Origin of the sequence: Serratia sp. H1w (assembly GCF_000633355.1) — a bacterium.
In the GTDB taxonomy this organism is placed as follows: domain Bacteria; phylum Pseudomonadota; class Gammaproteobacteria; order Enterobacterales; family Enterobacteriaceae; genus Chania.
This window is the reverse complement of the sequence record NZ_AYMQ01000047.1, coordinates 45445-70016: the sequence shown is the minus strand read 5'-3', so window position 1 is coordinate 70016 and position 24572 is coordinate 45445. Positions and strand designations below refer to the sequence as shown.

Annotated in this window: 20 protein-coding genes and 1 pseudogene; 19 read left to right on the top strand and 2 right to left on the bottom strand. The window is 54.5% G+C overall.

Annotated elements, in window-relative coordinates:
• The first annotated feature begins 42 nt into the window (after positions 1-42).
• Positions 43-1875 (top strand): SLC13 family permease, encoded by a 1833-nt coding sequence (locus tag U869_RS0110220; protein WP_025122799.1) that lies wholly within the window; start codon positions 43-45, stop codon positions 1873-1875.
• A gap of 261 nt (positions 1876-2136) precedes the next feature.
• On the top strand, positions 2137-2739 hold the full coding sequence (locus tag U869_RS29995; protein ID WP_157834728.1) for a hypothetical protein: 603 nt from the start codon (positions 2137-2139) through the stop codon (positions 2737-2739).
• A gap of 41 nt (positions 2740-2780) precedes the next feature.
• On the opposite strand, the gene yfbR is transcribed toward U869_RS29995, so the two are convergent.
• Both yfbR and U869_RS0110205 read right to left on the bottom strand, forming a co-directional pair.
• Positions 2781-3380 (bottom strand): 5'-deoxynucleotidase, encoded by a 600-nt coding sequence (gene yfbR, locus U869_RS0110210; protein WP_025122801.1) that lies wholly within the window; start codon positions 3378-3380, stop codon positions 2781-2783.
• 89 nt (positions 3381-3469) lie between these two features.
• Entirely contained in the window at positions 3470-4684 is a 1215-nt protein-coding gene (locus tag U869_RS0110205) for a pyridoxal phosphate-dependent aminotransferase (RefSeq protein WP_025122802.1), read from the bottom strand.
• Between the two features lie 836 nt (positions 4685-5520).
• Between U869_RS0110205 and lrhA the strand changes: the two genes are divergently transcribed.
• The 17 genes and pseudogenes from lrhA (at position 5521) to elaB (ending at position 24493) form a co-directional block, all read left to right on the top strand.
• A complete protein-coding gene (gene lrhA / locus U869_RS0110200) occupies positions 5521-6459 on the top strand; it encodes a transcriptional regulator LrhA (RefSeq protein WP_025122803.1) in 939 nt (312 codons plus the stop codon).
• 703 nt (positions 6460-7162) lie between these two features.
• Complete coding sequence (locus U869_RS0110195; protein WP_021178526.1) at positions 7163-7603, top strand: NADH-quinone oxidoreductase subunit A; 441 nt, start codon at positions 7163-7165, stop codon at positions 7601-7603.
• A gap of 15 nt (positions 7604-7618) precedes the next feature.
• Positions 7619-8293 carry an NADH-quinone oxidoreductase subunit B family protein gene (locus tag U869_RS0110190; protein ID WP_021178525.1) on the top strand — a complete coding sequence of 225 codons (675 nt, stop codon included), beginning with the start codon at positions 7619-7621 and terminating at the stop codon, positions 8291-8293.
• 96 nt (positions 8294-8389) lie between these two features.
• Positions 8390-10186, top strand: coding sequence for an NADH-quinone oxidoreductase subunit C/D (gene nuoC / locus U869_RS0110185; protein ID WP_025122804.1), 1797 nt, complete (start codon positions 8390-8392; stop codon positions 10184-10186).
• 2 nt (positions 10187-10188) lie between these two features.
• Positions 10189-10740, top strand: a complete 552-nt coding sequence (nuoE, locus tag U869_RS0110180) for an NADH-quinone oxidoreductase subunit NuoE (RefSeq protein WP_025122805.1) — start codon at positions 10189-10191, stop codon at positions 10738-10740.
• The gene (gene nuoF / locus U869_RS0110175; protein ID WP_025122806.1) at positions 10737-12089 is read left to right on the top strand and encodes an NADH-quinone oxidoreductase subunit NuoF; all 1353 of its coding nucleotides are present in this window, start codon (positions 10737-10739) and stop codon (positions 12087-12089) included. The genes nuoE and nuoF overlap by 4 nt, the downstream gene beginning before the upstream one ends.
• A gap of 99 nt (positions 12090-12188) precedes the next feature.
• Complete coding sequence (gene nuoG / locus U869_RS0110170) at positions 12189-14924, top strand: NADH-quinone oxidoreductase subunit NuoG (protein ID WP_025122807.1); 2736 nt, start codon at positions 12189-12191, stop codon at positions 14922-14924.
• Positions 14921-15898, top strand: coding sequence for an NADH-quinone oxidoreductase subunit NuoH (nuoH, locus tag U869_RS0110165; RefSeq protein ID WP_025122808.1), 978 nt, complete (start codon positions 14921-14923; stop codon positions 15896-15898). The genes nuoG and nuoH overlap by 4 nt, the downstream gene beginning before the upstream one ends.
• Positions 15899-15912: 14 nt before the next feature.
• On the top strand, positions 15913-16455 hold the full coding sequence (nuoI, locus tag U869_RS0110160; protein WP_021178518.1) for an NADH-quinone oxidoreductase subunit NuoI: 543 nt from the start codon (positions 15913-15915) through the stop codon (positions 16453-16455).
• 13 nt (positions 16456-16468) lie between these two features.
• Positions 16469-17029 (top strand): NADH-quinone oxidoreductase subunit J, encoded by a 561-nt coding sequence (gene nuoJ / locus U869_RS0110155; protein ID WP_025122809.1) that lies wholly within the window; start codon positions 16469-16471, stop codon positions 17027-17029.
• Positions 17026-17328 carry an NADH-quinone oxidoreductase subunit NuoK gene (nuoK, locus tag U869_RS0110150; RefSeq protein ID WP_025122810.1) on the top strand — a complete coding sequence of 101 codons (303 nt, stop codon included), beginning with the start codon at positions 17026-17028 and terminating at the stop codon, positions 17326-17328. Before nuoJ ends, nuoK begins: the two co-directional genes overlap by 4 nt.
• On the top strand, positions 17325-19172 hold the full coding sequence (nuoL, locus tag U869_RS0110145; protein WP_025122811.1) for an NADH-quinone oxidoreductase subunit L: 1848 nt from the start codon (positions 17325-17327) through the stop codon (positions 19170-19172). The genes nuoK and nuoL overlap by 4 nt, the downstream gene beginning before the upstream one ends.
• A gap of 99 nt (positions 19173-19271) precedes the next feature.
• Positions 19272-20801: an NADH-quinone oxidoreductase subunit M gene (gene nuoM, locus U869_RS0110140; protein WP_025122812.1), complete on the top strand. Its 1530-nt coding sequence runs from the start codon at positions 19272-19274 to the stop codon at positions 20799-20801.
• A 6-nt stretch (positions 20802-20807) separates the two neighbouring features.
• The gene (gene nuoN, locus U869_RS0110135; RefSeq protein ID WP_025122813.1) at positions 20808-22265 is read left to right on the top strand and encodes an NADH-quinone oxidoreductase subunit NuoN; all 1458 of its coding nucleotides are present in this window, start codon (positions 20808-20810) and stop codon (positions 22263-22265) included.
• 238 nt (positions 22266-22503) lie between these two features.
• The gene (locus U869_RS0110130) at positions 22504-23370 is read left to right on the top strand and encodes a DMT family transporter (RefSeq protein WP_025122814.1); all 867 of its coding nucleotides are present in this window, start codon (positions 22504-22506) and stop codon (positions 23368-23370) included.
• A 173-nt stretch (positions 23371-23543) separates the two neighbouring features.
• Complete coding sequence (locus tag U869_RS0110125) at positions 23544-24038, top strand: DUF1097 domain-containing protein (protein WP_025122815.1); 495 nt, start codon at positions 23544-23546, stop codon at positions 24036-24038.
• A 143-nt stretch (positions 24039-24181) separates the two neighbouring features.
• Positions 24182-24493, top strand: a pseudogene (gene elaB / locus U869_RS29335) (stress response protein ElaB).
• Positions 24494-24572 lie beyond the last annotated feature (79 nt).

The following is a 24572-nucleotide window of genomic DNA, read 5'->3' as shown; positions in this document are numbered from 1 at the left end:
TGCTAATTTCTTAAGCCGGGATCACTGCAGAATGAGGCCGTTTTGAACAGCGAATTACTTTGGGTTTTGAGTTTACTGTTAATAGCCATTGTGCTGTTTACAACCAACAAACTGCGTATGGATGTGGTGGCGCTGTTGGTGATCATCGCGTTTGTGCTCAGTGGGACCTTGAGCCTGCAAGAGGCCACGGCCGGTTTCAGCGATCCCAACGTTATTTTGATTGCTGCTTTGTTCGTCATTGGCGAGGGGTTGGTGCGTACCGGGGTCGCTTATCAGGTTGGTGACTGGTTGGTCAGAGTCGCGGGAAGCAGCGAAACCAAAATGATGATGCTGCTGATGTTTACCGTCGCCGGGCTGGGGGCCTTTATGAGCTCGACCGGGGTGGTGGCCATCTTTATCCCGGTGGTGCTTAGCGTTGCGGTGCGGATGAAAATATCCCCGGGGCGGTTGATGATGCCACTAAGTTTTGCCGGATTGATCAGCGGCATGATGACGTTGGTGGCCACGCCGCCGAACATGGTGGTCAACAGCGAACTGGTGCGTGAAGGCATCAATGGTTTCGGATTCTTTAGCGTGACGCCGATTGGCATGGTGGTATTGCTGTTGGGCGTAGGCTACATGCTGGTTGCGCGCCGTTGGCTCGGCGATAGCGGCGGCTCCAAGACGAAATCAGCCTGGGAGCGCCGGACTTTTCGCGATTTGATCCGCGACTATAAACTCACCGGGCGGGCACGTCGTTTGGCGGTGCGCAGCGGCTCGCCATTGATTGGCCGTTCGCTGGATGAACTGCATTTGCGCGCCCGCTACAGCGCCAACGTTATCGGTATCGAGCGCTGGAAACGTTTTCGCCGGGTGATGATCAGCGCCTTTGGCAGCACGGAATTGCGGGAGGGCGACGTACTGCTGATTGACATGACGGATTGCGATATCGATTTACGCCAGTTCTGTAGTGAGCAACAGCTCGAGCCGATGGTGCTGCGCGGGGAATATTTCTCCGAGCAGTCGCGCAACGTGGGCATGGCAGAAGTTTCGTTAATCCCTGAATCCGCCCTGTTAGGGAAAAGCGTACGCGATGCCACTTTCCGCAGCCGTTACGATCTCAACGTGGTCGGTATTCGCCGCAATGGCGAAACCCTGCAAGGCAAGCTGGTGGATGAACCGCTGGGGCTGGGGGACATTCTGTTGGTGATCGGCGATTGGAAAGCGATCCGTCAGTTGCAGGCCAAAACCCATGACTTTATCGTTCTGAACTTGCCTGCCGAAGTGGACGAAGTGGCACCGGCGATCACCCAGGCTCCCCATGCGCTGTTTTGTCTGGCGCTGATGGTGGCGATGATGCTGACCGATGAGATCCCTAATCCGATCGCCGCCTTGATTGCTTGCCTGTTGATGGGGCGCTTTCGTTGCATTGATATGGAAAGTGCCTATAAGGCGATCCATTGGCCGAGCATCATCCTGATTGTCGGTATGATGCCCTTTGCCCAGGCATTGCAGAAAACGGGTGGGGTAGATCTGATCGTCCGTGGCCTGATGGATGTTGCGGGTGATGCCGGACCGCATGTCATGCTGGCCTGTCTGTTTGTCCTGTGCGCCACCATTGGGCTGTTTATCTCCAACACCGCCACGGCGGTATTGATGGCACCGATTGCCATCGCCGCTGCGCGTGAAATGGGGGTTTCGCCTTACCCGTTTGCCATGATTATCGCTATTGCTGCCTCCGCCGCCTTTATGACGCCGGTATCATCTCCGGTCAATACGCTGGTGTTGGGGCCGGGGAACTACAAGTTTGGCGATTTTCTTAAAATAGGGGTGCCGTTTACCGTGCTGGTGATGATTGTCAGCGTGATCCTGGTGCCTTGGCTATATGCGTTTTAAGCACACAGTTTGCGTTTTATGTCAGGATTAAGAAAAGGGGCTTTATCTTTTATTAAGATTACGATTAAGTTGCTAAAGACCGAAACCATCAAGAGTTTTGGCATTTTATCGGCTCATGCTGCAACCTGTTGAGGCCTTATGGCGACCCGTGTCGCCCTGGCTTAGTTTAGCGTTCCATCTGGAGTTGCCATGACAATTAAATATGGATTTTTAACCCTTGCTTTAGCTTCTCTGTTGTTGTTGTCCGGTTGTGCGAGATACATGACTGGCTCTCTCAATTCGGTGCCCGATCCGGGTTATGCCTTTGACAAGAGCGCGCCAGTGGTGGTGCGTGTTGCCACGAATTCGGATGAACCGATGCTGGTGAAGCATTTCTTCGGTAATACGCTGACGTTTTTGCGCGCCAAGGGGTTCCAACGCGTTTATACCGAGGATAACCTGCCGAAAGGCGGCGTGGTACCCAAGCTGTATGTGGTGTTAGATCTGGATAAAAACACCCGGGTACATGAATATACCAGCGCGGATTACGGTGACGTTGCCACCGGTGAAACCACCGAATGCACCACCGAAAGTACCAAAAAAGGGGAAAAGGCGACCTGTACCACCAAGGCCATCATGACCAGAGAGATCATCGGTTATTCGAAGAAGAGGGACTACTATACCGAGCGTCGTTTCCTGTTGAGCATGTTTAACAGCGATAAAAAACCGGTGCTGGAAGCCCAAGCTTCTTACTTTGGCAACCGATGCCCACAAGATAAAATCTACCGCTTCCTGGTAACGCAAACCTTCGAGCGTATTGATTTACGCTCGGTGGTCGAGCAGGAGTTCACGGTGGAAATGCCGGAAGGAACGGCCTGCGGTTAAACGTCTCAGGATGCCAGATGCGTAAGCATCTGGCTCTGTCGTCAAAGTGGCGAATCGCTGCTGATTTCATCCAGCGAAAGGCTGAAGCTGGGAATAAACACCTGCATAAAGTAGTCCATCTCCGGACTGTGGCGCAGTTGTAATGTCTTCTCCAGACGTGCCTTGGCCAGTTTGAACTCGTTATTCCCCGCCGACAGCTCTTCCAGGCACTTCAGATAAGCGCAGAGCGCATCGGCCTGTTTTACTATCAGCTTTTCGTCCTCGCTGTGATGGTGCTCATCCAGGATCGAACGGAAATCGTTCTGTAACTCTTCTGGCAGCATCTCCAACAGCTTTTGCTGGGCAATTTTCTCGATTTTTTTGTATTCGTGGGCAATCTGCGGGTTGTAATACTTGATGGGCGTGGGCATATCGCCGGTCAGCACTTCGCTGGCATCGTGATACATCGCTAACAGCGCGACGCGCTCGGCATTCAGGTTACCGTTAAACTTGCGGTTTTTGATCGCCGCCAGCGCATGGGCGACAAAGGCAACCTGCAAGCTGTGTTCGGAAACGTTTTCGGTACGCACATTGCGCATCAACGGCCAGCGGCTAATCAGTTTCAAACGGGACAGGTGGGCAAAGAAGTGGCTCTGGCTCATGATGTTCTCTCTGTGGATCTGTAGGATCGCAGTATACGCGTCACAGCCAGTCAGAGAAATGGGCGCAGCATGCTGCGCCCGGCAAGAAATTATTGGTGATAGGTTTCCAGGAAGCGGCCCAGCTTGCCCACCGCCATTTCCAATTCATCCACGCGGGGCAGCGTAACGATACGAACGTGGTCTGGGTAAGGCCAGTTGAACGCGCTGCCCTGTACCAGCAACACCTTTTCTTGCAACAACAGATCCAACACCAGCTTTTGGTCATCGCGGATGTTAAAACGTTTGGCGTCGATGCGTGGGAACATATAAAGCGCCCCTTGAGGTTTCACGCAGGAAACGCCAGGGATCTCGTTGAGCAGCTCCCAGGTGCGGTCACGTTGTTCATACAGGCGACCACCAGGCTGAATAAATTCACTAATGCTTTGGTAACCCCCCAATGCCGTCTGGATCGCATGCTGCATCGGTACGTTGGCACACAGACGCATGGAAGCCAGCATTTCCAACCCTTCAATATAGCCTTTGGCATGTTTCTTCGGCCCGTTGAGCACCATCCATCCCTGACGGAAACCGGCAACGCGATAGGTTTTGGACAAGCCGTTAAAGGTGACGGTCAACAGGTCTGGGGCCAACGCGGCAATAGAGTGGTGCTGTGCCTCGTCGTACAGGATCTTGTCGTAGATCTCATCGGCAAAGATGATCAGGTCATGCTGGCGGGCGATCTCGACGATCTGCTCCAGCAGTTCTTTGCTGTAGACCGCACCCGTCGGGTTATTCGGGTTGATGATCACGATACCGCGGGTACGTGGAGTGATTTTGCTGCGGATATCGTCCAGGTCCGGGAACCAGCCAGATTCTTCGTCGCACATATAGTGCACGGCCTTACCGCTGGAAAGCGAAACGGCGGCAGTCCACAACGGATAGTCTGGCGCTGGCACCAGCATTTCATCACCGATGTTCAGCAGCGCCTGCATCGATTGCACGATCAGCTCAGACACGCCATTGCCAATGTAGATATCTTCAACGGTCACGTCACGCATGTTACGTGCCTGGTAGTGCTGCATGATCGCTTTGCGCGCCGAGTAAAGCCCTTTGGAGTCACAGTAGCCTTGCGCCGTTGGCAGGTTGCGGATCACGTCGACCAGAATTTCATCGGGAGCGTCAAAGCCGAACGGGGCAGGGTTGCCAATGTTCAGTTTGAGGACCTTGTTGCCTTCTTCTTCAAGACGTTTGGCTTCTTTGAGTACTGGGCCACGAATGTCATAACAGACGTTGTCCAGTTTGCTGGATTTCTCAATGGGGGACATAGAAAGTTGGGCCTTTTGCTAAGATAGGGTCGTTCCTACCGTGGAACACCGCAATCTGTCCAATGTACTCCTTGCAGCCCGCCTTTTGAAGGGTTATGCACTGCTTTGGTGAGATCGATCGGCAGAAGTGGCTTTTTAAGATAATAACCATCTGTAAATAATGTTTTTTCAGTGTTTAAATCCAATGCTAACGCTGTTTTAAGGTTTATATATGGAGAAAAGTGCGTGTAACGTAAGGGTTTTTTACCGGTTAGCCGTTAAAAGACGCACTGTTTGGCGGTAAAAAACACTCTGACCGTTTAAAAATAACAATATGGGATTAATCTGCTTTCTTGTCTGAGCTGACAATACCACACTGACTTAGGGTATAATTACATTAGACCTGCTTTAGTAATTAACTTGAATTTTATTTAACTAATCACCCGCGAAATTTAATAATGAAAAGTCTTACCGCTTGAATTTATTAAATTCCCTAATAGGTTGGCCGCTGGATATTCGGCAGGTTGTTAATATTTTGTACAGAAAACAACAATACTGGCAGGGTCTCTGGCGGCCAGGGATCGCGGTAACAGGGAGGAAAGGGCTGATTTCGCCACGATAGGATTATCAAACCTTATAGGGCTAAGCACTTTTCGTCGTAACTTTCACCACTATCAATAAGCCGTTGCGATAGATCATGGATAAAAAGCGATGCAGATAACGAAATATAAGTAATTTTTTTGCCCTCTTCTAATGAGTGGGGTACTGTCATAAGTGACGCATGCCCTTTTTAGCTGCGTCTTAGAAATACACCAGGGTAGTTTGTAAATTAGAATTTAAAAAGTGAAGAAAACACTATGACAAGTGCAAATCGTCCGATACTTAATCTCGACCTCGATCTGCTAAGAACCTTTGTTGCTGTTGCTGATTTGAATACGTTTGCGGCGGCTGCCGTTGCCGTTTGTCGTACTCAGTCCGCAGTCAGTCAACAAATGCAGCGGTTAGAGCAATTGGTTGGCAAAGAGTTGTTCGCCCGTCATGGGCGCAATAAGTTGTTGACCGAACACGGTATCCAGCTTCTCGGCTACGCCAGGAAAATCCTGCGCTTCAACGACGAAGCCTGTGCCTCCTTGATGTACAACAACATCAACGGCGTCCTGACTATCGGGGCTTCCGATGATACCGCCGATACTATTTTGCCCTTCTTGCTCAGCCGGGTGACTTCGGTCTATCCCAAGCTGGCGATTGATGTGCGGGTGAAGCGTAGCCCGTTCATGATCGACATGCTGAAGAACGGCGAAGTCGATCTGGCCATCACCACCGTGGATACCGAAGGGCATCCGCACATCGTGCTGCGCACTTCACCGACGCTGTGGTACTGCTCGGCGGATTACCATTACCAGGCAGGGGAGCCGATCCCTCTGGTGGTGATGGATGAGCCAAGCCCGTTCCGCGCGATGGCGATCAAGCATCTTGACGCTGCCGGTATTCCTTGGCGTATTGCCTACGTGGCCTCAACGCTGTCTGCGGTGCGTGCTGCGTGTCGGGCAGGGCTGGGGATCACCGCGCGGCCAATCGAGATGATGAGCCCGGATCTGCGAGTGTTGGGCACGGCAGAAGGCTTGCCGCATCTTCCTGATACCCAGTATGCGTTGTGTAAAGACATGAAGTGTGAGAATGAACTGGCCATGGCGATCTTCAGCGCCGTGCAAAACGGCAGTGAGATCTACCACTTTGGCGGCGGCGAATCTTCGGTAGTCGAAGCAGGCCCAAGCCTGGCCGATAGCGAAGAGTAGCGTTTTACCCTAAGCTAGTCGTATTACCAGTGACCAACCTCCGCCCAGGCGGAGGTTTTTTTTGGTCTGAAAAAAGGGAAGTTAGGATTTTTGCCGGGTTGAGGAGGATTTTTATGCTAAATGGGTATTTTTCTATGATTCATCGGGGGTAGACTCTGAATTCTCCTAAGTTGTTCGTTTTTTATCCAGCGATAACAACAAGTAAATACCTGGAATCGGTAAGGTTATTTTGCTATTTTACGTTGGCGTTTTTTTACCTAAATTTGACAAAAATTGTTAAACTGCCACACTTTTTTTGAGGTTTTCTGTCTGAAACGTGTCCTGGATCAAAAAAATACCCCTAGGTAGTGAGTGGAACAACAGGGAATTCCTGAGAGAATGGTATAGTAAAAGTGAAATGAGCACCTTGGTTTATATCTATCTGTTTCTGTTGAGCAAACAACTGACACGATTTAGCCTAAGCCAAGCGCATCATATGTTAATTAAATGCTTCGTATGTAAATTAGTGTGTAGATACTTTTGTCAAAGTTGACAAAAGGTTATAGAAAGGAGTAAAAAGCCCACAGTAAAACACTGCCTAACTCTCTGTAAAAGCAGCCTGTTTGTGTGGTTATTTATCCTTCCCTTAAATCGATGTGGTGCACTAACTGCCAGTTACAAGAGCAGAGCGATCGACGCCACTTTTGATGAGTAAGCATAGAGTATGTCAACAACCATTGAAGTCATCGCTCATCACTGGGCGTTCGCCGTATTTCTTATCATGGCTATCGGGCTCTGCGGCTTTATGCTGCTGGGTGCGTTCTTCTTGGGTGGGAGAGCCCAGGCTCGCGCCAAAAACACCCCTTATGAATCCGGGGTCGACTCGGTCGGTACGGCGCGTCTGCGTTTGTCCGCCAAGTTCTACCTGGTTGCCATGTTCTTCGTCATCTTCGATGTTGAAGCCTTATACCTGTACGCCTGGTCGGTCTCGATTCGTGAGAGCGGTTGGGTAGGCTTTATCGAAGCCGCCATTTTCATTTTGGTGTTATTGGCTGGTTTGGTTTATCTGGTGCGTATCGGCGCATTGGATTGGACTCCGACGCGCTCCAAGCGTTTGAGTAAGCCAACTATCATCAAGAACGCTAGCAACAGTCATCCGCAGTAACAGCGAGGCATTAAGATGGACTATACGCTCACCCGCATAGACCCGAACGGTGAGAACGACCGTTATCCCCTGCAAAAACAGGAGATCGTTGGCGATCCCCTTGAGCAGCAGGTTCACCGTACGGTTTACATGGGTAAACTCGAACATGCTTTGCATGACATGGTGAACTGGGGGCGTAAAAACTCTCTTTGGCCGTATAACTTCGGCCTTTCGTGCTGTTATGTGGAAATGGTGACTTCGTTTACCGCCGTTCATGACGTGGCGCGTTTTGGTGCGGAAGTTCTGCGTGCTTCCCCACGCCAGGCCGACTTTATGGTCGTTGCCGGCACCTGCTTTACCAAGATGGCCCCGGTCATTCAGCGTTTGTACGAGCAAATGCTGGAGCCTAAATGGGTGATCTCGATGGGCTCCTGCGCCAACTCCGGCGGCATGTACGATATCTACTCAGTGGTCCAGGGCGTGGATAAATTCCTGCCGGTCGACGTGTATATCCCTGGCTGCCCACCGCGCCCGGAAGCTTACATGCAGGCACTTTTGCTGCTGCAGGAATCCATCGGCAAAGAACGTCGCCCGCTGTCGTGGGTCGTTGGCGATCAGGGCGTGTACCGCGCCAATATGCCATCAGAAAAAGAACGTAAGCACGCCGAGCGTATTGCGGTAACCAACCTTCGGTCGCCTGACGAGATTTAAGACGTTCATTTAACGTCCATCTTAGTGCGCTATTGGTTAACACAGCGAAAAGTTGAACTTGCGGCTAAATAACCCTTTAGTGTGGTGAAAAAAATTATGACAGATTTAACGACGCACGAAGCTCTGCCTGCTTGGCATACCCGCGATCATCTCGATGATCCGGTGATCGGCGAACTGCGCAACCGTTTTGGGCCGGAAGCCTTTACTGTTCAGCCAACCCGTACCGGAATGCCCGTGGTATGGGTTAAAGTTGAGCAGTTGCTGGAAGTAATGACGTTTTTAAGAAAACAACCGAAGCCTTACGTGATGCTGTTCGACCTGCATGGCATGGACGAGCGTCTTCGTACCCACCGTGAAGGCTTGCCTGCTGCGGACTTCTCTGTTTTCTACCATCTGATCTCTGTCGAACGTAACCGCGACATCATGCTGAAAGTGGCGCTGTCTGAAAAAGACCTGCACGTGCCCACAGTGACCAAGATTTTCCCGAATGCCAACTGGTATGAGCGGGAAACCTGGGAAATGTTCGGTATTACCTTCGACGGCCACCCGCACCTGACGCGCATCATGATGCCGCAGAGCTGGGAAGGTCATCCACTGCGTAAAGACTACCCGGCACGTGCCACCGAATTCGATCCCTTTGTGTTGACCAAACAGAAAGAAGATCTGGAGATGGAGTCGCTGAAGTTCAAGCCGGAAGAGTGGGGCATGAAGCGCGGCACCGAGAACGAGGACTTCATGTTCCTCAACCTTGGCCCGAACCACCCGTCTTCACACGGTGCATTCCGTATTATTCTGCAACTGGACGGTGAAGATATCGTCGACTGTGTGCCAGACGTGGGTTACCACCACCGTGGCGCAGAGAAGATGGGCGAGCGCCAGTCCTGGCACAGCTTCATTCCGTATACCGACCGTATCGAGTATCTCGGCGGCTGCGTAAACGAAATGCCTTACGTACTGGCGGTGGAAAAACTGGCCGGGATCGTCGTGCCGGATCGTGTCAATACCATCCGCGTCATGCTGTCTGAGCTGTTCCGCATCAACAGTCACCTACTGTACATCAGTACCTTTATCCAAGACGTGGGCGCGATGACCCCGGTGTTCTTCGCCTTTACCGACCGTCAGAAAGTTTATGATGTCGTTGAAGCGATTACCGGCTTCCGTATGCACCCGGCCTGGTTCCGTATTGGTGGCGTGGCGCACGACCTGCCGCGTGGCTGGGATCGCCTGCTGCGTGACTTCCTGGACTGGATGCCGAAGCGTCTCGACTCCTATGTGAAGGCGGCACTGCACAACTCCGTTTTGAAAGGGCGTTCTGTCGGCGTGGCTTCTTACAACGCGAAAGAAGCGTTGGAATGGGGTGTCACCGGTGCTGGCCTGCGTGCTACCGGCGTTGAGTTTGACGTACGTAAATGGCGTCCATACTCCGGCTATGAAAACTTCGATTTCGAAGTGCCGGTCGGCGACGGCAACAGCGACTGCTATACCCGCGTTATGTTGAAAGTGGAAGAACTGCGTCAAAGCCTGCGCATTCTCGAGCAGTGCCTGAACAACATGCCGGAAGGCCCGTTCAAGGCCGATCACCCGCTGACGACTCCGCCACCGAAAGAGCGCACGCTGCAACATATTGAAACGCTGATCACCCACTTCCTGCAGGTTTCCTGGGGCCCGGTGATGCCAGCCAACGAATCATTCCAGATGGTTGAAGCCACGAAAGGGATCAACAGCTACTACCTGACCAGCGACGGCAGCACCATGAGCTATCGCACCAGGATACGTACGCCGAGCTATGCTCACCTGCAGCAAATCCCTGCGGTGATCCGTGGCAGCCTGGTCTCTGACCTGATCGTCTATCTGGGTAGTATCGATTTTGTAATGTCAGATGTGGACCGCTAACTATGCATGATCTTAAAGACACTCACGTGAGTCACGATGCGCTTGAGGCCACCAATGCAGCCGCTCCCCAGAGCGGCGCTGATGCATTTGTGCTGAGTGCGGAAGAGCGTGATGCGATCGAGCACGAAAAGCACCATTACGAGGATCCACGCGCCGCCTCCATTGAAGCACTGAAGATCGTGCAGAAGCAGCGTGGTTGGGTTCCGGATGGGGCGATTTATGCCATCGCTGAAGTGCTGGGCATCCCAGCCAGCGACGTAGAAGGCGTGGCCACGTTCTACAGCCAGATTTTCCGCCAGCCGGTAGGCCGCCATGTGATCCGTTATTGTGACAGCGTAGTTTGTCACATCAACGGCTACCAGGGCATTCAGGCCGCGCTGGAAAACAAGCTCAAAATCAAGCCGGGTCAGACTACCTTCGACGGTCGTTTCACCCTGTTGCCAACCTGCTGCCTGGGTAACTGTGACAAAGGCCCGAACATGATGATCGATGACGATACTCATGCTCACCTGACGCCAGAAAACGCGGTCGAACTGTTGGAGCGGTATAAATGATGATTGATATCAAACGTACTGCCGAAATGCACCCGCTGACCTGGCGTCTGCGCGATGACCAACAGCCGGTCTGGCTGGATGAATATCGCAGCAAAAACGGTTATCAGGGCGCGGAAAAAGCGCTGAAAGGCATGGCCGCCGACGACATCGTCACCCTGGTGAAAGACGCCGGGCTGAAGGGCCGTGGTGGCGCAGGTTTCTCCACCGGTTTGAAGTGGAGCCTGATGCCGAAAGACGAGTCCATGAACATCCGTTACCTGCTGTGTAACGCCGATGAAATGGAGCCGGGCACCTATAAAGACCGTCTGCTGATGGAGCAACTGCCGCACCTGCTGGTGGAAGGCATGCTGATTTCGGCATTCGCGCTGAAAGCCTATCGCGGTTACATCTTCCTGCGTGGCGAATATATCGAGGCCGCAGTTCACCTGCGCCGTGCGATTGCCGAAGCGACAGAAGCGGGCCTGCTGGGTAAAAATATCCTGGGCAGCGGCTTTGACTTCGAGCTGATCGTCCACACTGGCGCTGGCCGCTACATCTGTGGTGAAGAAACGGCGCTGATCAACTCGCTGGAAGGCCGCCGTGCCAACCCGCGCTCCAAGCCGCCATTCCCTGCTTCCGTGGGCGTATGGGGCAAGCCGACCTGCGTGAACAACGTAGAGACCCTGTGTAACGTGCCTGCCATCCTTGAGCATGGTGTGGATTGGTACAAAGGGATCTCCGCCGGTAAGAGTAACGACGCCGGTACCAAACTGATGGGCTTCTCCGGCCGGGTGAAAAACCCAGGCGTCTGGGAACTGCCGTTTGGCACCACCGCTCGTGAAATCCTGGAAGATTACGCCGGTGGCATGCGCGATGGCCTGAAATTTAAAGCCTGGCAGCCGGGCGGGGCAGGTACCGACTTCCTGACCGCCGATCACCTGGATCTGCCAATGGACTTCGAAAGCATCGGCAAAGCGGGCAGCCGTTTAGGTACGGCGCTGGCGATGGCGGTGGATCACGAGATCGGCATGGTTCCCCTGGTGCGTAACCTGGAAGAGTTCTTTGCCCGCGAGTCCTGTGGCTGGTGTACACCGTGCCGTGACGGCTTGCCGTGGAGCGTGAAGATCCTGCGTGCTTTGGAAAAAGGCGAAGGCCAGCCGGGGGATATCGAAACCCTCGAGCAGCTGTGCCGCTCCCTTGGCCCAGGTAAAACCTTCTGCGCCCATGCGCCAGGTGCCGTAGAGCCACTGCAAAGCGCGATTAAATATTTCCGTGAAGAGTTTGAAGCCGGGATCGCCCCACAGTATTTGGGCAACCTCCAGGCGATTGGCGGCATTCAGCCAAACAACTTGTTGAAGCAGCGCTGGTAATCTCGCGTTGCCTGGGCGCGGTGAGCGCGCCCCGAAACACGGCCAGAATTTTTGATTAACGCCTGCCTTATGGGTAGGCCACTTGGAAGCATGCTGACTATGGCTACGATTCATGTAGACGGCAAAGAATACGACGTAGATGGAGCCGACAACCTGTTGCAGGCGTGTCTGTCCCTCGGCCTCGATATTCCTTACTTTTGCTGGCATCCGGCGCTTGGAAGCGTCGGCGCTTGCCGCCAATGTGCGGTAAAGCAATACCAAAACGCGGACGATACGCGTGGCCGTTTGGTGATGTCCTGTATGACACCGGCATCCGATGGAACCTTTATTTCCATCGATGACGCCGAAGCCAAACAGTTCCGCGAGAGCGTGGTCGAGTGGTTGATGACCAACCACCCGCACGACTGTCCGGTATGTGAAGAAGGCGGTAACTGTCACCTGCAAGATATGACAGTAATGACCGGCCACAGCTTCCGTAAATATCGCTTCAGTAAGCGTACCCACAACAACCAGGAACTGGGGCCATTTATCTCGCACGAGATGAACCGCTGCATCGCCTGCTACCGTTGTGTGCGTTACTACAAAGACTATGCGGATGGCACCGATTTCGGTGTGTACGGCGCGCACGACAACGTCTATTTCGGTCGTCCGGAAAGCGGCACGCTGGAAAGCGAGTTCTCCGGTAACCTGGTAGAAGTGTGCCCAACCGGCGTATTCACCGACAAGACCCACTCCGAGCGCTACAACCGTAAATGGGACATGCAGTTTGCCCCGAGCATCTGCCAACAGTGCAGCATCGGTTGTAACACCAGCCCGGGTGAACGCTATGGCGAACTGCGCCGTATCGAAAACCGTTACAACGGCAGCGTAAACCACTACTTCCTGTGTGACCGCGGCCGCTTTGGTTATGGTTATGTAAATCAGAAAGATCGCCCTCGTCAGCCGCAGCAACTGCGTGGCAACGACTGGATCACTCTGAACGCCGAACAGGCGATGCAGGGTGCGGCAGATATTCTGCGTCAGGCCAACAAAACCATCGGTATCGGTTCACCGCGCGCCAGCCTGGAAAGCAACTTTGCGTTGCGTGAGCTGGTCGGTGCCGAGAACTTCTACACCGGTATCAATCAGGCTGAACAACAACGCCTGGACCTGATGCTCAACGTGTTGAAAAACAGCGGCGTGTATACGCCTAACCTGCGTGAAATCGAAAGCTACGACGCGGTGTTGGTACTGGGTGAAGATTTGACCCAAACCGGCGCTCGTATCGCGCTGTCGGTACGTCAGGCAGTGAAGGGTAAAGCCCGTGCGATGGCTGCGGCCCACCGCGTTGCCGACTGGCAGATCGCGGCGGTGCAAACCATCGGTCAGCACGCCAAACACCCACTGTTCATCACCAACGTTGATAACACCCGTCTGGACGACATCGCCGCCTGGAACTACCGTGCGCCGGTGGATGAGCAAGCCCGTTTAGGCTTCGCCATTGCCCACGCGCTGGATGAGTCGGCTCCGGCGGTGAGCGATCTAGCTGAAGACCTGAACAAGAAAATCGACGTTATCGTACAGGCGCTGGCCGGTGCGCAGAAGCCACTGATCGTGACCGGCAGCAATGCGGGCAGTACAGCGATCATTGAAGCTGCGGCCAACATTGCCAAGGCGTTGAAAGGTCGCGGTGCCAACGTGGGTATCACCTTCGTTGCAGCCGCTGCCAACAGCATGGGCCTGGCGATGATCGGCGGTGGTTCACTTGATGAAGCACTAGTGCAACTGGAAAGTGGCGCTGCCGATACTGCCATCGTGATGGAGAACGATCTCTATCGTCACGCACCGGCAGCTAAAGTGGATGCTGCGTTGGCCAAGGTCAGTAACCTGATCGTTGCCGACCATCAGCGCACCGCCATCATGGATAAAGCCAACCTGATCCTGTCTGCGGCCAGTTTCGCAGAGAGCGATGGGACCCTGGTCAGCCAGGAAGGCCGCGCACAGCGCTTCTTCCAGGTCTATGACCCGGCTTATTACGATGATGCCAAGAAAAATATCTACAGCGTGATGCTGGAAAGCTGGCGTTGGATGCACTCGCTGCACTCCACCTATACCAGCCGTCAGGTCGACTGGACTCAACTCGATGACGTGATTGCCGCCTGCGTAACCGCATTGCCGCAGTTGCAAGGTATTGTCGAGGCGGCACCAGATGCGACCTTCCGCATCCGTGGTCAGAAACTGGCTCGTTCACCGCACCGCTACAGTGGCCGTACCGCGATGCGTGCCGATATCAGCGTGCATGAACCGCGTCAGCCGCAGGACAAAGACACCATGTTCGCCTTCTCGATGGAAGGGAACAACAGCCCGCTGGCCGATCGTCAGCAGATCCCATTCGCCTGGGCTCCAGGTTGGAACTCACCGCAGGCATGGAACAAGTTCCAGGCCGAAGTGGGTGGCAAACTGCGTCATGGCGATCCGGGTATCCGCCTGATCGAAGCAGGGGAGGGGAACCTCGGTTACTTCACCGCAATCCCTGCCGCGTTTAAAGCCGAAGGCTGGCGTGTGGCGCCGTATTACCATCTGTTCGGCAGTGACGAAATGTCGCAGCGTTCAGACGTGATCCAGCAGCGCATGCCGCAGGCTTATGTGATGGTCAACGTTGCCGACGCCGCACAGCTTGGCGTTAACGCCGGTACCTGGGTCGAGTTCAGCTGTGCTGGCCAGACGTTACGTTTGCCGGTACGCCTGAGTGAAACCCTGAGCCAAGGCCAGGTTGGTTTGCCGCTTGGCTTGCCAGGGATCCCGCCGGTACTGGTGGGTGCGAAGGTTGAAAATCTGCGGGAGGCGGCACTATGAGCTGGTTTACACCTGAGGTGATCGACATCCTGATCGCCGTGTTGAAAGCGGTGGTGATCCTGTTGGTAGTCGTCACCTGCGGGGCCTTTATGAGCTTCGGCGAACGCCGTCTGCTGGGCCTGTTCCAGAACCGTTACGGGCCAAACCGTGTCGGCTGGGGCGGTTCGCTGCAGCTGGTCGCCGACATGATCAAAATGTTCTTCAAGGAAGACTGGGTTCCGACCTTCGCCGACCGCATGATCTTTACGCTGGCCCCGGTGATCGCCTTTACCTCGCTGCTGTTGGCCTTTGCCATCGTGCCGGTCAGCCCGACCTGGTCGGTGGCCGATCTTAACATCGGTATTCTGTTCTTCCTGATGATGGCTGGCCTGGCGGTGTATGCCGTCCTGTTCGCCGGCTGGTCCAGTAACAACAAATACTCGCTGTTAGGGGCGATGCGTGCTTCGGCACAAACCCTGAGCTACGAAGTGTTCCTCGGCCTGTCCGTGCTGGGCGTGGTGGCGCAAGCCGACTCGTTCAACATGCAGGCGATTGTTGAATCACAGGAACACATCTGGAACGTCATTCCGCAATTCTTTGGTTTCATTACCTTTGCGATTGCCGGTGTCGCGGTCTGTCACCGCCATCCGTTTGACCAACCGGAAGCCGAGCAGGAACTGGCTGACGGTTACCACATTGAATATTCCGGTATGAAATTCGGTCTGTTCTTCGTGGGGGAATACATCGGTATCGTCACCGTGTCCGCCCTGATTGTGACGTTGTTCTTCGGCGGTTGGCAGGGTCCATTCCTGCCGCCATTCATCTGGTTCGCACTGAAAACGGCCTTCTTCATGGTGATGTTCATTCTGATCCGTGCTTCGTTGCCGCGTCCGCGTTATGACCAGGTGATGTCATTCGGCTGGAAAATTTGCCTGCCGTTGACGCTGCTGAACCTGCTGGCAACCGCCGCGGTCATTTTGTACAACGCTCAATAAGGGGTGAATAAACCATGACATTGAAAGAGTTAGTGGTTGGTTTCGGCACCCAGGTGCGCAGCCTTTGGATGATTGGCCTGCACGCCTTCGCCAAACGCGAAACCCAGATGTACCCGGAAGAACCGGTTTACCTGCCGCCGCGCTACCGTGGCCGCATCGTGCTGACGCGCGATCCGGACGGTGAAGAGCGCTGCGTAGCCTGTAACCTGTGTGCGGTTGCCTGCCCGGTTGGCTGTATTTCCCTGCAAAAAGCAGAGCAGAAAGATGGCCGCTGGTATCCGGAGTTTTTCCGCATCAACTTCTCACGCTGCATTTTCTGCGGTCTGTGCGAAGAGGCTTGCCCAACTACCGCCATCCAGCTGACGCCGGATTTCGAAATGGGTGAGTTCAAGCGCCAGGATCTGGTGTACGAAAAAGAAGATCTGTTGATCTCGGGGCCGGGTAAATATCCGGAATATAACTTCTACCGGATGGCCGGTATGGCGATTGACGGCAAAGCCAAAGGCGAAGCCGAAAACGAAGCCAAACCGATCGACGTCAAAGGTCTGTTGCCTTAAGGAGCCAGCAAGCATGGAAATTGCCTTTTACTTGGCAGGATTCATTGCGATAGTCGCGACTATTCGCGTCATCTCGCATACCAATCCTGTGCATGCGCTGCTGTATCTGATCGTCTCTTTACTGGCGATCTCGGCAGTCTTTTTCTCACTGGGTGCCTACTTTGCGGGTGCTCTGGAAATCATCGTCTACGCCGGTGCCATTATGGTGCTGTTCGTGTTCGTGGTCATGATGCTCAACCTCGGCAACGCGGTGCAGCAACAAGAACGTGACTGGCTGAAACCGGCCGTCTGGATTGGCCCTGGTCTGCTGTCACTGGCTCTGCTGGTGGTACTGATTGTGGCGATCCGCAGCGTCTCTGACCAGGGCATCACCGGTGAGATGGTGGATGCCAAAGCGGTCGGGATCAGCCTGTTTGGTCCTTACGTACTGGCGGTTGAGCTGGCTTCAATGCTGCTGTTGGCGGGCCTGGTCGTGGCCTTCCACATTGGCCGTGAGCACAAACCGGGTGAAGTGTTCAGCAATACCCCGCCAAGCAGCGAAATGGCGAAAAGAAAATCGGAGGACCAAGCATGATCCCTCTTCAACATGGGCTGATCCTGGCGGCGATCCTGTTCGTTTTGGGGCTGACCGGCTTGATTTTACGCCGTAACCTGCTGTTTATGCTGATCAGTCTGGAAGTGATGATCAACGCTGCGGCGTTGGCGTTTATCGTGGCGGGCAGTTACTGGGGCCAGACCGATGGGCAGGTGATGTACATCCTGGCAATCAGTCTGGCGGCAGCGGAGGCCAGTATCGGTCTGGCGTTACTGCTGCAACTCTACCGTCGTCGTCATACCCTGGATATCGACACTGTCAGTGAGATGCGCGGATGAACCTATTATATTTAACTATTCTGCTACCGCTGGTCGGGTTCCTGCTGTTGGCATTTTCCCGTGGCCGCTGGTCTGAAAATACTGCGGCTACCGTTGGCGTTGGGTCGATTGGCCTGGCGGCGGTGGTCACGGCGTATGTGGCGATCGATTTTATCAGTCAAAAAGCCGCTGGTGTGCAGCTGTACGAGCAAAGCCTGTGGAACTGGATGGCCGTTGGCGATTTCAACATCGGCGTAACCCTGGTGCTGGACGGCCTGTCGCTGACCATGCTGTCGGTGGTGACTGGCGTCGGCTTCCTGATCCACATGTACGCTTCCTGGTACATGCGTGGTGAAGAAGGCTATTCCCGCTTCTTCGCTTACACCAACCTGTTTATCGCCAGCATGGTGGTATTGGTACTGGCAGACAACCTGCTGCTGATGTACCTGGGTTGGGAAGGTGTGGGCCTGTGCAGCTACCTGTTGATCGGTTTCTACTACAAAGATCCGGCCAACGGCGCGGCGGCAATGAAAGCCTTCATCGTCACCCGCGTAGGCGACGTGTTCCTGGCCATTGCGCTGTTCATCCTGTACCACGAGCTGGGTACGCTGAACATCCGTGAACTGATGGTGCTGGCACCGCAAAAACTGGCGGTTGGCGATACGGCCTTGACCTGGGCAACCCTGATGTTACTGGGTGGCGCGGTAGGTAAATCGGCTCAGTTGCCATTGCAAACCTGGCTGGCAGATGCGATGGCGGGTCCAACCCCGGTATCTGCATTGATCCACGCGGCAACGATGGTTACCGCTGGTGTCTACCTGATTGCCCGTATGCACGGCCTGTTCCTGATGACGCCGGAAGTGCTGAATCTGGTCGGTATCATTGGTGGCGTGACGCTGCTGCTGGCGGGCTTTGCCGCGCTGGTGCAGACCGACATCAAACGTGTGCTGGCCTATTCCACCATGAGCCAGATTGGCTACATGTTCCTGGCGCTGGGCGTGCAGGCATGGGATGCGGCCATCTTCCACCTGATGACCCACGCATTCTTCAAGGCGCTGCTGTTCCTGTCCTCCGGTTCGGTGATCCTGGCCTGTCATCATGAGCAGAACATCTTCAAGATGGGGGGCCTGCGCAAGAGCATTCCGCTGGTGTATGTGTGCTTCCTGGTGGGGGGCGCGGCGCTGTCTGCTCTGCCTATCATCACCGCTGGCTTCTTCAGTAAGGATGAAATCCTGGCGGGCGCCATGGCGAACGGCCACTTCAACCTGATGATTGCCGGTCTGATTGGCGCATTTATGACTTCACTGTATACCTTCCGCATGATCTTCATCGTGTTCCACGGCGAAGAGAAAATCAAAGCTCATGCTGGCAAAGGTATTACTCACCACCTGCCACTGCTGGTTCTGATGGTGCTGTCCACCTTCGTCGGCGCGATGATTGTGCCGCCGTTGCAGGGTGTACTGCCTGAGACGACTGAACTGGCACACGGCAGCGTTCTGACGTTGGAGATCGCCTCTGGCGTGGTCGCTATCGTCGGGATCCTGCTGGCGGCTGCGCTGTGGCTGGGCCAACGTCGCCTGGTAAACAGCATCGCGAACAGCGCTCCGGGTCGTTTCTTCTCGACCTGGTGGTTCCATGCCTGGGGCTTCGACTGGCTGTATGACAAAGTGTTCGTCAAGCCATACCTGGGTATTGCCAAGCTGCTGCAAAGCGATCCGCTGAACTCGCTGATGAATCTGCCAGCCGTGTTCTCCCGCTTGGGGAACCGTGGTCTGGCGGTGGGTGAGAACGGTCAGATCCGCTGGTATATCGCGTCTATGGGTGTGGGTGCAGTGGTCGTACTGGCTCTGTTGATTCTGGTTTAACTGAATAATTTAAACAGACGCATTTTGGGTTCGGCCCTTGGCGAAACAAGGGCCCGATACAAGTTTTTTAGATTATTCATATAAGGGACACAAAACGCCATGCTATTACCTTGGCTAATTCTTATCCCCTTTATCGGCGGTCTGCTGTGTTGGCAGTGCGAGCGTTTCGGCACTAAAATGCCGCGCTGGATAGCGTTGATCGCAATGGGGCTGACGTTGGCGCTTTCTCTGCAACTGTGGTTGCAGGGTGGCTATTCGTTGATCAAACCACTGGGCATGCCGCAGTGGCAGTCTGAGTTTATGCTGCCGTGGATCCCACGCTTTGGTATCAGTATTCACCTGGCGCTGGACGGCCTGTCACTGCTGATGGTAGTGCTGACCGGATTCCTGGGCGTGTTGGCGATCCTTTGTTCCTGGCGTGAAATCCAGAAGTATCAGGGCTTCTTCCACCTGAACCTGCTGTGGATCCTGGGCGGCGTGATCGGCGTGTTCCTGGCCATCGACCTGTTCCTGTTCTTCTTCTTCTGGGAAATGATGCTGGTGCCGATGTACTTCCTGATCGCCTTGTGGGGTCATAAAGCATCGGATGGTAAAACCCGTATCACCGCAGCAACCAAGTTCTTCATCTACACCCAGGCCAGCGGTCTGGTGATGTTGATTGCGATCCTTGGTCTGGTGTTTGTGCACTACAATGCGACCGGCGTGTGGACCTTCAACTACGAAGATCTGCTGAAAACCCCGATGTCGCACAACGTTGAATATCTGCTGATGCTGGGCTTCTTCATCGCTTTCGCGGTGAAAATGCCGGTGGTGCCATTGCACGGCTGGTTGCCGGATGCGCACAGCCAGGCACCAACTGCGGGTTCTGTCGACCTGGCGGGGATCTTGCTGAAGACGGCGGCCTACGGTCTGCTGCGTTTCAGCCTGCCGCTGTTCCCGAACGCTTCAGCCGAGTTTGCACCGATTGCCATGTGGCTGGGTGTGATTGGTATCTTCTACGGTGCCTGGATGGCGTTCGCACAGACCGATATTAAACGTCTGATTGCCTACACCTCCGTTTCCCATATGGGCTTTGTGCTGATCGCCATCTACACCGGTAGCCAGTTGGCTTACCAGGGTGCGGTGATCCAGATGATTGCTCATGGCTTGTCTGCCGCCGGTATGTTCATCATCTGTGGCCAGCTGTACGAACGTCTGCACACCCGTGATATGCGTCAGATGGGCGGCCTGTGGGGACGTATCAAGTTCATTCCTGCGCTGTCACTGTTCTTTGCGGTAGCCACCTTGGGGATGCCGGGTACCGGTAACTTTGTGGGTGAATTCATGATCCTGTTCGGCAGCTTCCAGGTTGTGCCAGTGATCACCGTGATTTCTACCTTCGGTCTGGTGTTTGCTTCGGTTTACTCGTTGATCATGATGCAGCGTGCCTACTACGGTGCGCCAAAATCTGACCAACCGTTGCCGGGCATGACCGCACGTGAACTGTTTATTATTCTGCTGTTGGTGGTACTGCTGGTGCTGCTGGGTGTGTATCCTCAGCCAATCCTCGATACCTCAAGTGCGGCAATGAGCAACGTGCAACACTGGTTTGCTCCGGCAGTTTCAGCAATTTCAACAACAAGGCCGTAATTCGCCATGACAATAACTCCTCAACAACTGATCGCACTGTTACCGCTGTTGATCGTCGGATTGACGGTGGTGGTTGTGATGCTGTGCATTGCGTGGCGACGCGACCACTTTATCAATGCCACCCTGACAGTGATCGGTCTTAACCTGGCGCTGCTTTCACTCTACTTTGTTGGCCAGGTAGGCCCAATGGACGTCACCCCGCTGGTGCGGGTTGACGGTTACTCGATGTTCTATTCCGGGCTGGTGCTGCTGGCGAGTCTGGCAACCTGTACCTTCGCCTATCCATGGCTGGTAGGTTACCCGGATAACCGCGAAGAGTTCTACCTGCTGGTGCTGATTGCCACCATGGGTGGCCTGCTGCTGGCAAGTGCCAACCACCTGGCTTCACTGTTCCTGGGTATTGAGCTGATCTCGCTGCCGCTGTTTGGTCTGGTGGGCTATGCCTATCGCCAGAAGCGTTCGCTGGAAGCGGCCATCAAGTACATGGTGCTGTCTGCTGCGGCCTCCAGCTTCCTGCTGTTCGGCATGGCGCTGCTGTACGCCGAATCTGGTGACCTGTCACTGGCCGGTCTGGGCAAGAGCATGCAAGAGAGCATGGTGCATCAGCCGCTGATCCTGGCAGGCATGGGCATGATGATCGTCGGCCTGGGCTTCAAACTCTCCCTGGTACCTTTCCAGCTGTGGACGCCGGATGTGTATCAAGGGGCGCCTGCGCCAGTCTCAACCTTCCTGGCTACCGCCAGCAAGATTGCGATCTTCGCGGTGGTTATGCGTTTGTTCCTGTACGCTCCGGCTGCCGATAACGAAGCGTTGCGGATGGTGTTGTCGATCATCGCCGTCTGCTCGATCCTGTTCGGTAACCTGATGGCGATCAGCCAGACCAACCTCAAGCGACTGCTGGGTTACTCCTCTATCGCTCACTTGGGTTATCTGCTGGTGGCACTGGTTGCGGTGCAGACTCACCAGCTGTCGCTGGAAACCGCCGGGGTTTATCTGGCCGGTTACCTGTTCAGCAGCCTGGGTGCCTTCGGTGTGGTTAGCCTGATGTCCAGCCCATACCGTGGCCCGGATGCCGATTCACTGTTCTCTTACCGTGGTCTGTTCTGGCACAAGCCAATCCTGTCTGCGGTGATGACGGTGATGATGCTTTCCCTGGCCGGTATTCCGATGACGCTGGGCTTTATCGGTAAGTTCTTCGTGATTGCGATGGGCGTCAGTGCCCACCTGTGGTGGTTGACCGGTGCCGTGGTGCTGGGTAGTGCGATCGGCTTGTACTACTACCTGCGTGTGACCGTCAGCCTGTTCCTCAGTGCGCCGGAAACCCTGGTTCGCGATACGCCAAACAACTGGGCGTTGACCGCCGGTGGTGTGGTGGTGCTGATCTCTGCCGCGTTGGTGCTGTTGCTGGGTATCTACCCGCAACCGCTGATCACGCTGGTGCAGATGGCACAGCCGATGTTCTGATCGATATCGAGCTAGACAACAAGGGTCGCCGGATGGCGGCCCTTTTTATTGGTGGGCTACCATGTGTCACTTATGTAGGGGCGCCGTATGCTGCGCTCGCTTAGCCGCATGCTGCGCCATTAGATCGCAACCTTATTTTTAGTCAGCGACGCATATTTCTGGTAAATGCTGGTATTCTTGCAGGGTGCCGCTAAGTCAGCGTATTTGCAGCCCGGGCGGGCCGCATTCTGGGGAAATCATGGTTGCTTTATGGATGGTTGCTGCCAGCGTGTTTTTCGCGCTGATGGGGGCCTGTATCAAACTGGCTTCGGCGAAGGTCGGCTTCTTCGATATCGTTTTTTACCGTTCATTGATCAACGTGGTGATTGTGGCGGCGCTGATCCAGCTGAAAAACATTGGCTTTCGCACCCAGCATCTTGGCCTGCACATGAAGCGTGCCGCGATCGGCAATGCGGCCATGTATTGCGGCTTTTATGCGTTAATCCACCTGCCTATTGCCACCGCCACAACATTGGGCTACACCAACCCGATTTTCCAGTCGGTGATCACCTTCGTGACGGCCAGAGGCCAACTGACTGGCAAGCTGCTGTTCTCAGTGCTGCTGGGCTTTGTCGGCATCCTGATCCTGTTGCGCCCAGACGTGCCGCACGGGGAATATACCGCCACCTTGATCGGCCTGCTCTCAGGACTGTTGACCGCATTGGCCTATTTCAACGTCGGCAAGCTGGTGCGTACCGGGGAGCCAGAGTTGCGCGTGGTGTTCTACTTCTCACTGGTCGGCACCCTGTTTGGTTTGCTGATGACGTCGATAGTTGGCTTTGCCGCGTTGGATGCCACCAGCTTGCTGTACGTTTGCGCCATCGGCGTATTCGGTAGCCTGGGGCAGATCACCATGACTCGCGCCTATGGCGGTGGCAACGCGGTCACCGTCGGCATTCTGTCCTACAGCACGATCATTTTCTCCACGCTGCTCGGTTACCTGATCTTTGCCCAGACGTTATCCTTTATCGCTGCGGCGGGCATGGTGCTGATCATTCTCTCCGGTGCGCTGGCCATAGCACGCCGTCGTGTGCCGGCCAAAACGGTGGAAAGGGCCTCGGTGTGACTTTGCTGTCCGTAATTGCCCGATGAATTGGTGAAAAAATGCACCAATATTGTGATTAATATCACATATTTATGATTGAATAACGTCAAATTGCACATGTATTGTGATTTTTATCACATCTTATCGGCTTGTTTCGCGTAAACTGTGTGGATTATTTTTAGCGGATCAGGGTTATGAACGTCATTTTTGCCATTGCGATAACTACCGGTATTCTTTCCGGCGTATGGGGCTGGGTTGCTATCAGCCTTGGGCTAATCAGTTGGGCGGGCTTTCTTGGCTGCACGGCCTATTTTGCCTGCCCGCAAGGTGGTCTCAAGGGCCTGGCAATCAGCACGCTGACCTGCTTGAGCGGCGTGTTCTGGGCGATGGTCATCATTCATGGCAGCGCGTTGGAACCTGCCTGGAGCATTCTAGGCTACCTGTTGACCGGCATTGTCGCCTTCCTGATGTGTATTCAGGCTAAACAGCAGTGGCTTGGTTTTGTGCCCGGCACTTTTATTGGTGCCTGTGCGACCTTTGCCGGCGACGGTAACTGGCCGTTGATCACGGCCTCATTGCTGGTCGGGCTGCTGTTTGGCTACGCGATGAAAAACAGTGGCTTGTGGCTGGCCGCACGCCGCAAATCTCCCGCAGCATCGCTGACCGAACAAGCCTCCACCGACGCCTGAAAGGGCGTCAGTTTCTTGCCTTGCCTCTTTTTTAGTCAACTTTCCGATGGCGTGTATCCGGGTCATGTCCTACCATGGGACTACGACCACGGGTTGTTGATGGTTAAGCAACGTTGGATTTATTGATAACGGAGAGCTGGAAGATGGCAATAAACAGAGACGAGAACCAAACGACGCTGGATGACGATCTGAGAATGCTGAGCGACACCCTGCAAGAGGTGTTGGACTAATCCGGCGATCGTGCCGATCAGGCCTATACGGATATCAAAGCGCATGCCGAGCGGGCACTCAAGGACGTGAAGTCGCGTCTGACCAGCAGCAGTGAGTGCTACTACGTGCGGGCGAAAGAAGTGGCGTGCCGCGCAGATGATTATGTACGTGACAAACCCTGGCATAGCGTAGGCATTGGTGCCACGGTGGGTTTGGTGCTTGGGCTATTGTTGGCCCGTAAGTAAAGCCAATAGGGCGCTAACTGTATTTCCTACCGCAACACCCCAAGCTTGAGGCAGGTGGGGATCATACAGGTTAGCCGAC

Bases quoted from the DNA above. Each gene is read 5' to 3' on its own strand.
- U869_RS29995 (WP_157834728.1), top strand. From the start codon at position 2,137: ATGACTGGCTCTCTCAATTCGGTGCCCGATCCGGGTTATGCCTTTGAC.
- yfbR (WP_025122801.1), bottom strand. From the start codon at position 3,380: ATGAGCCAGAGCCACTTCTTTGCCCACCTGTCCCGTTTGAAACTGATT.
- U869_RS0110205 (WP_025122802.1), bottom strand. From the start codon at position 4,684: ATGTCCCCCATTGAGAAATCCAGCAAACTGGACAACGTCTGTTATGAC.
- lrhA (WP_025122803.1), top strand. From the start codon at position 5,521: ATGACAAGTGCAAATCGTCCGATACTTAATCTCGACCTCGATCTGCTA.
- U869_RS0110195 (WP_021178526.1), top strand. From the start codon at position 7,163: ATGTCAACAACCATTGAAGTCATCGCTCATCACTGGGCGTTCGCCGTA.
- U869_RS0110190 (WP_021178525.1), top strand. From the start codon at position 7,619: ATGGACTATACGCTCACCCGCATAGACCCGAACGGTGAGAACGACCGT.
- nuoC (WP_025122804.1), top strand. From the start codon at position 8,390: ATGACAGATTTAACGACGCACGAAGCTCTGCCTGCTTGGCATACCCGC.
- nuoE (WP_025122805.1), top strand. From the start codon at position 10,189: ATGCATGATCTTAAAGACACTCACGTGAGTCACGATGCGCTTGAGGCC.
- nuoF (WP_025122806.1), top strand. From the start codon at position 10,737: ATGATGATTGATATCAAACGTACTGCCGAAATGCACCCGCTGACCTGG.
- nuoG (WP_025122807.1), top strand. From the start codon at position 12,189: ATGGCTACGATTCATGTAGACGGCAAAGAATACGACGTAGATGGAGCC.
- nuoH (WP_025122808.1), top strand. From the start codon at position 14,921: ATGAGCTGGTTTACACCTGAGGTGATCGACATCCTGATCGCCGTGTTG.
- nuoI (WP_021178518.1), top strand. From the start codon at position 15,913: ATGACATTGAAAGAGTTAGTGGTTGGTTTCGGCACCCAGGTGCGCAGC.
- nuoJ (WP_025122809.1), top strand. From the start codon at position 16,469: ATGGAAATTGCCTTTTACTTGGCAGGATTCATTGCGATAGTCGCGACT.
- nuoK (WP_025122810.1), top strand. From the start codon at position 17,026: ATGATCCCTCTTCAACATGGGCTGATCCTGGCGGCGATCCTGTTCGTT.
- nuoL (WP_025122811.1), top strand. From the start codon at position 17,325: ATGAACCTATTATATTTAACTATTCTGCTACCGCTGGTCGGGTTCCTG.
- nuoM (WP_025122812.1), top strand. From the start codon at position 19,272: ATGCTATTACCTTGGCTAATTCTTATCCCCTTTATCGGCGGTCTGCTG.
- nuoN (WP_025122813.1), top strand. From the start codon at position 20,808: ATGACAATAACTCCTCAACAACTGATCGCACTGTTACCGCTGTTGATC.
- U869_RS0110130 (WP_025122814.1), top strand. From the start codon at position 22,504: ATGGTTGCTTTATGGATGGTTGCTGCCAGCGTGTTTTTCGCGCTGATG.
- U869_RS0110125 (WP_025122815.1), top strand. From the start codon at position 23,544: ATGAACGTCATTTTTGCCATTGCGATAACTACCGGTATTCTTTCCGGC.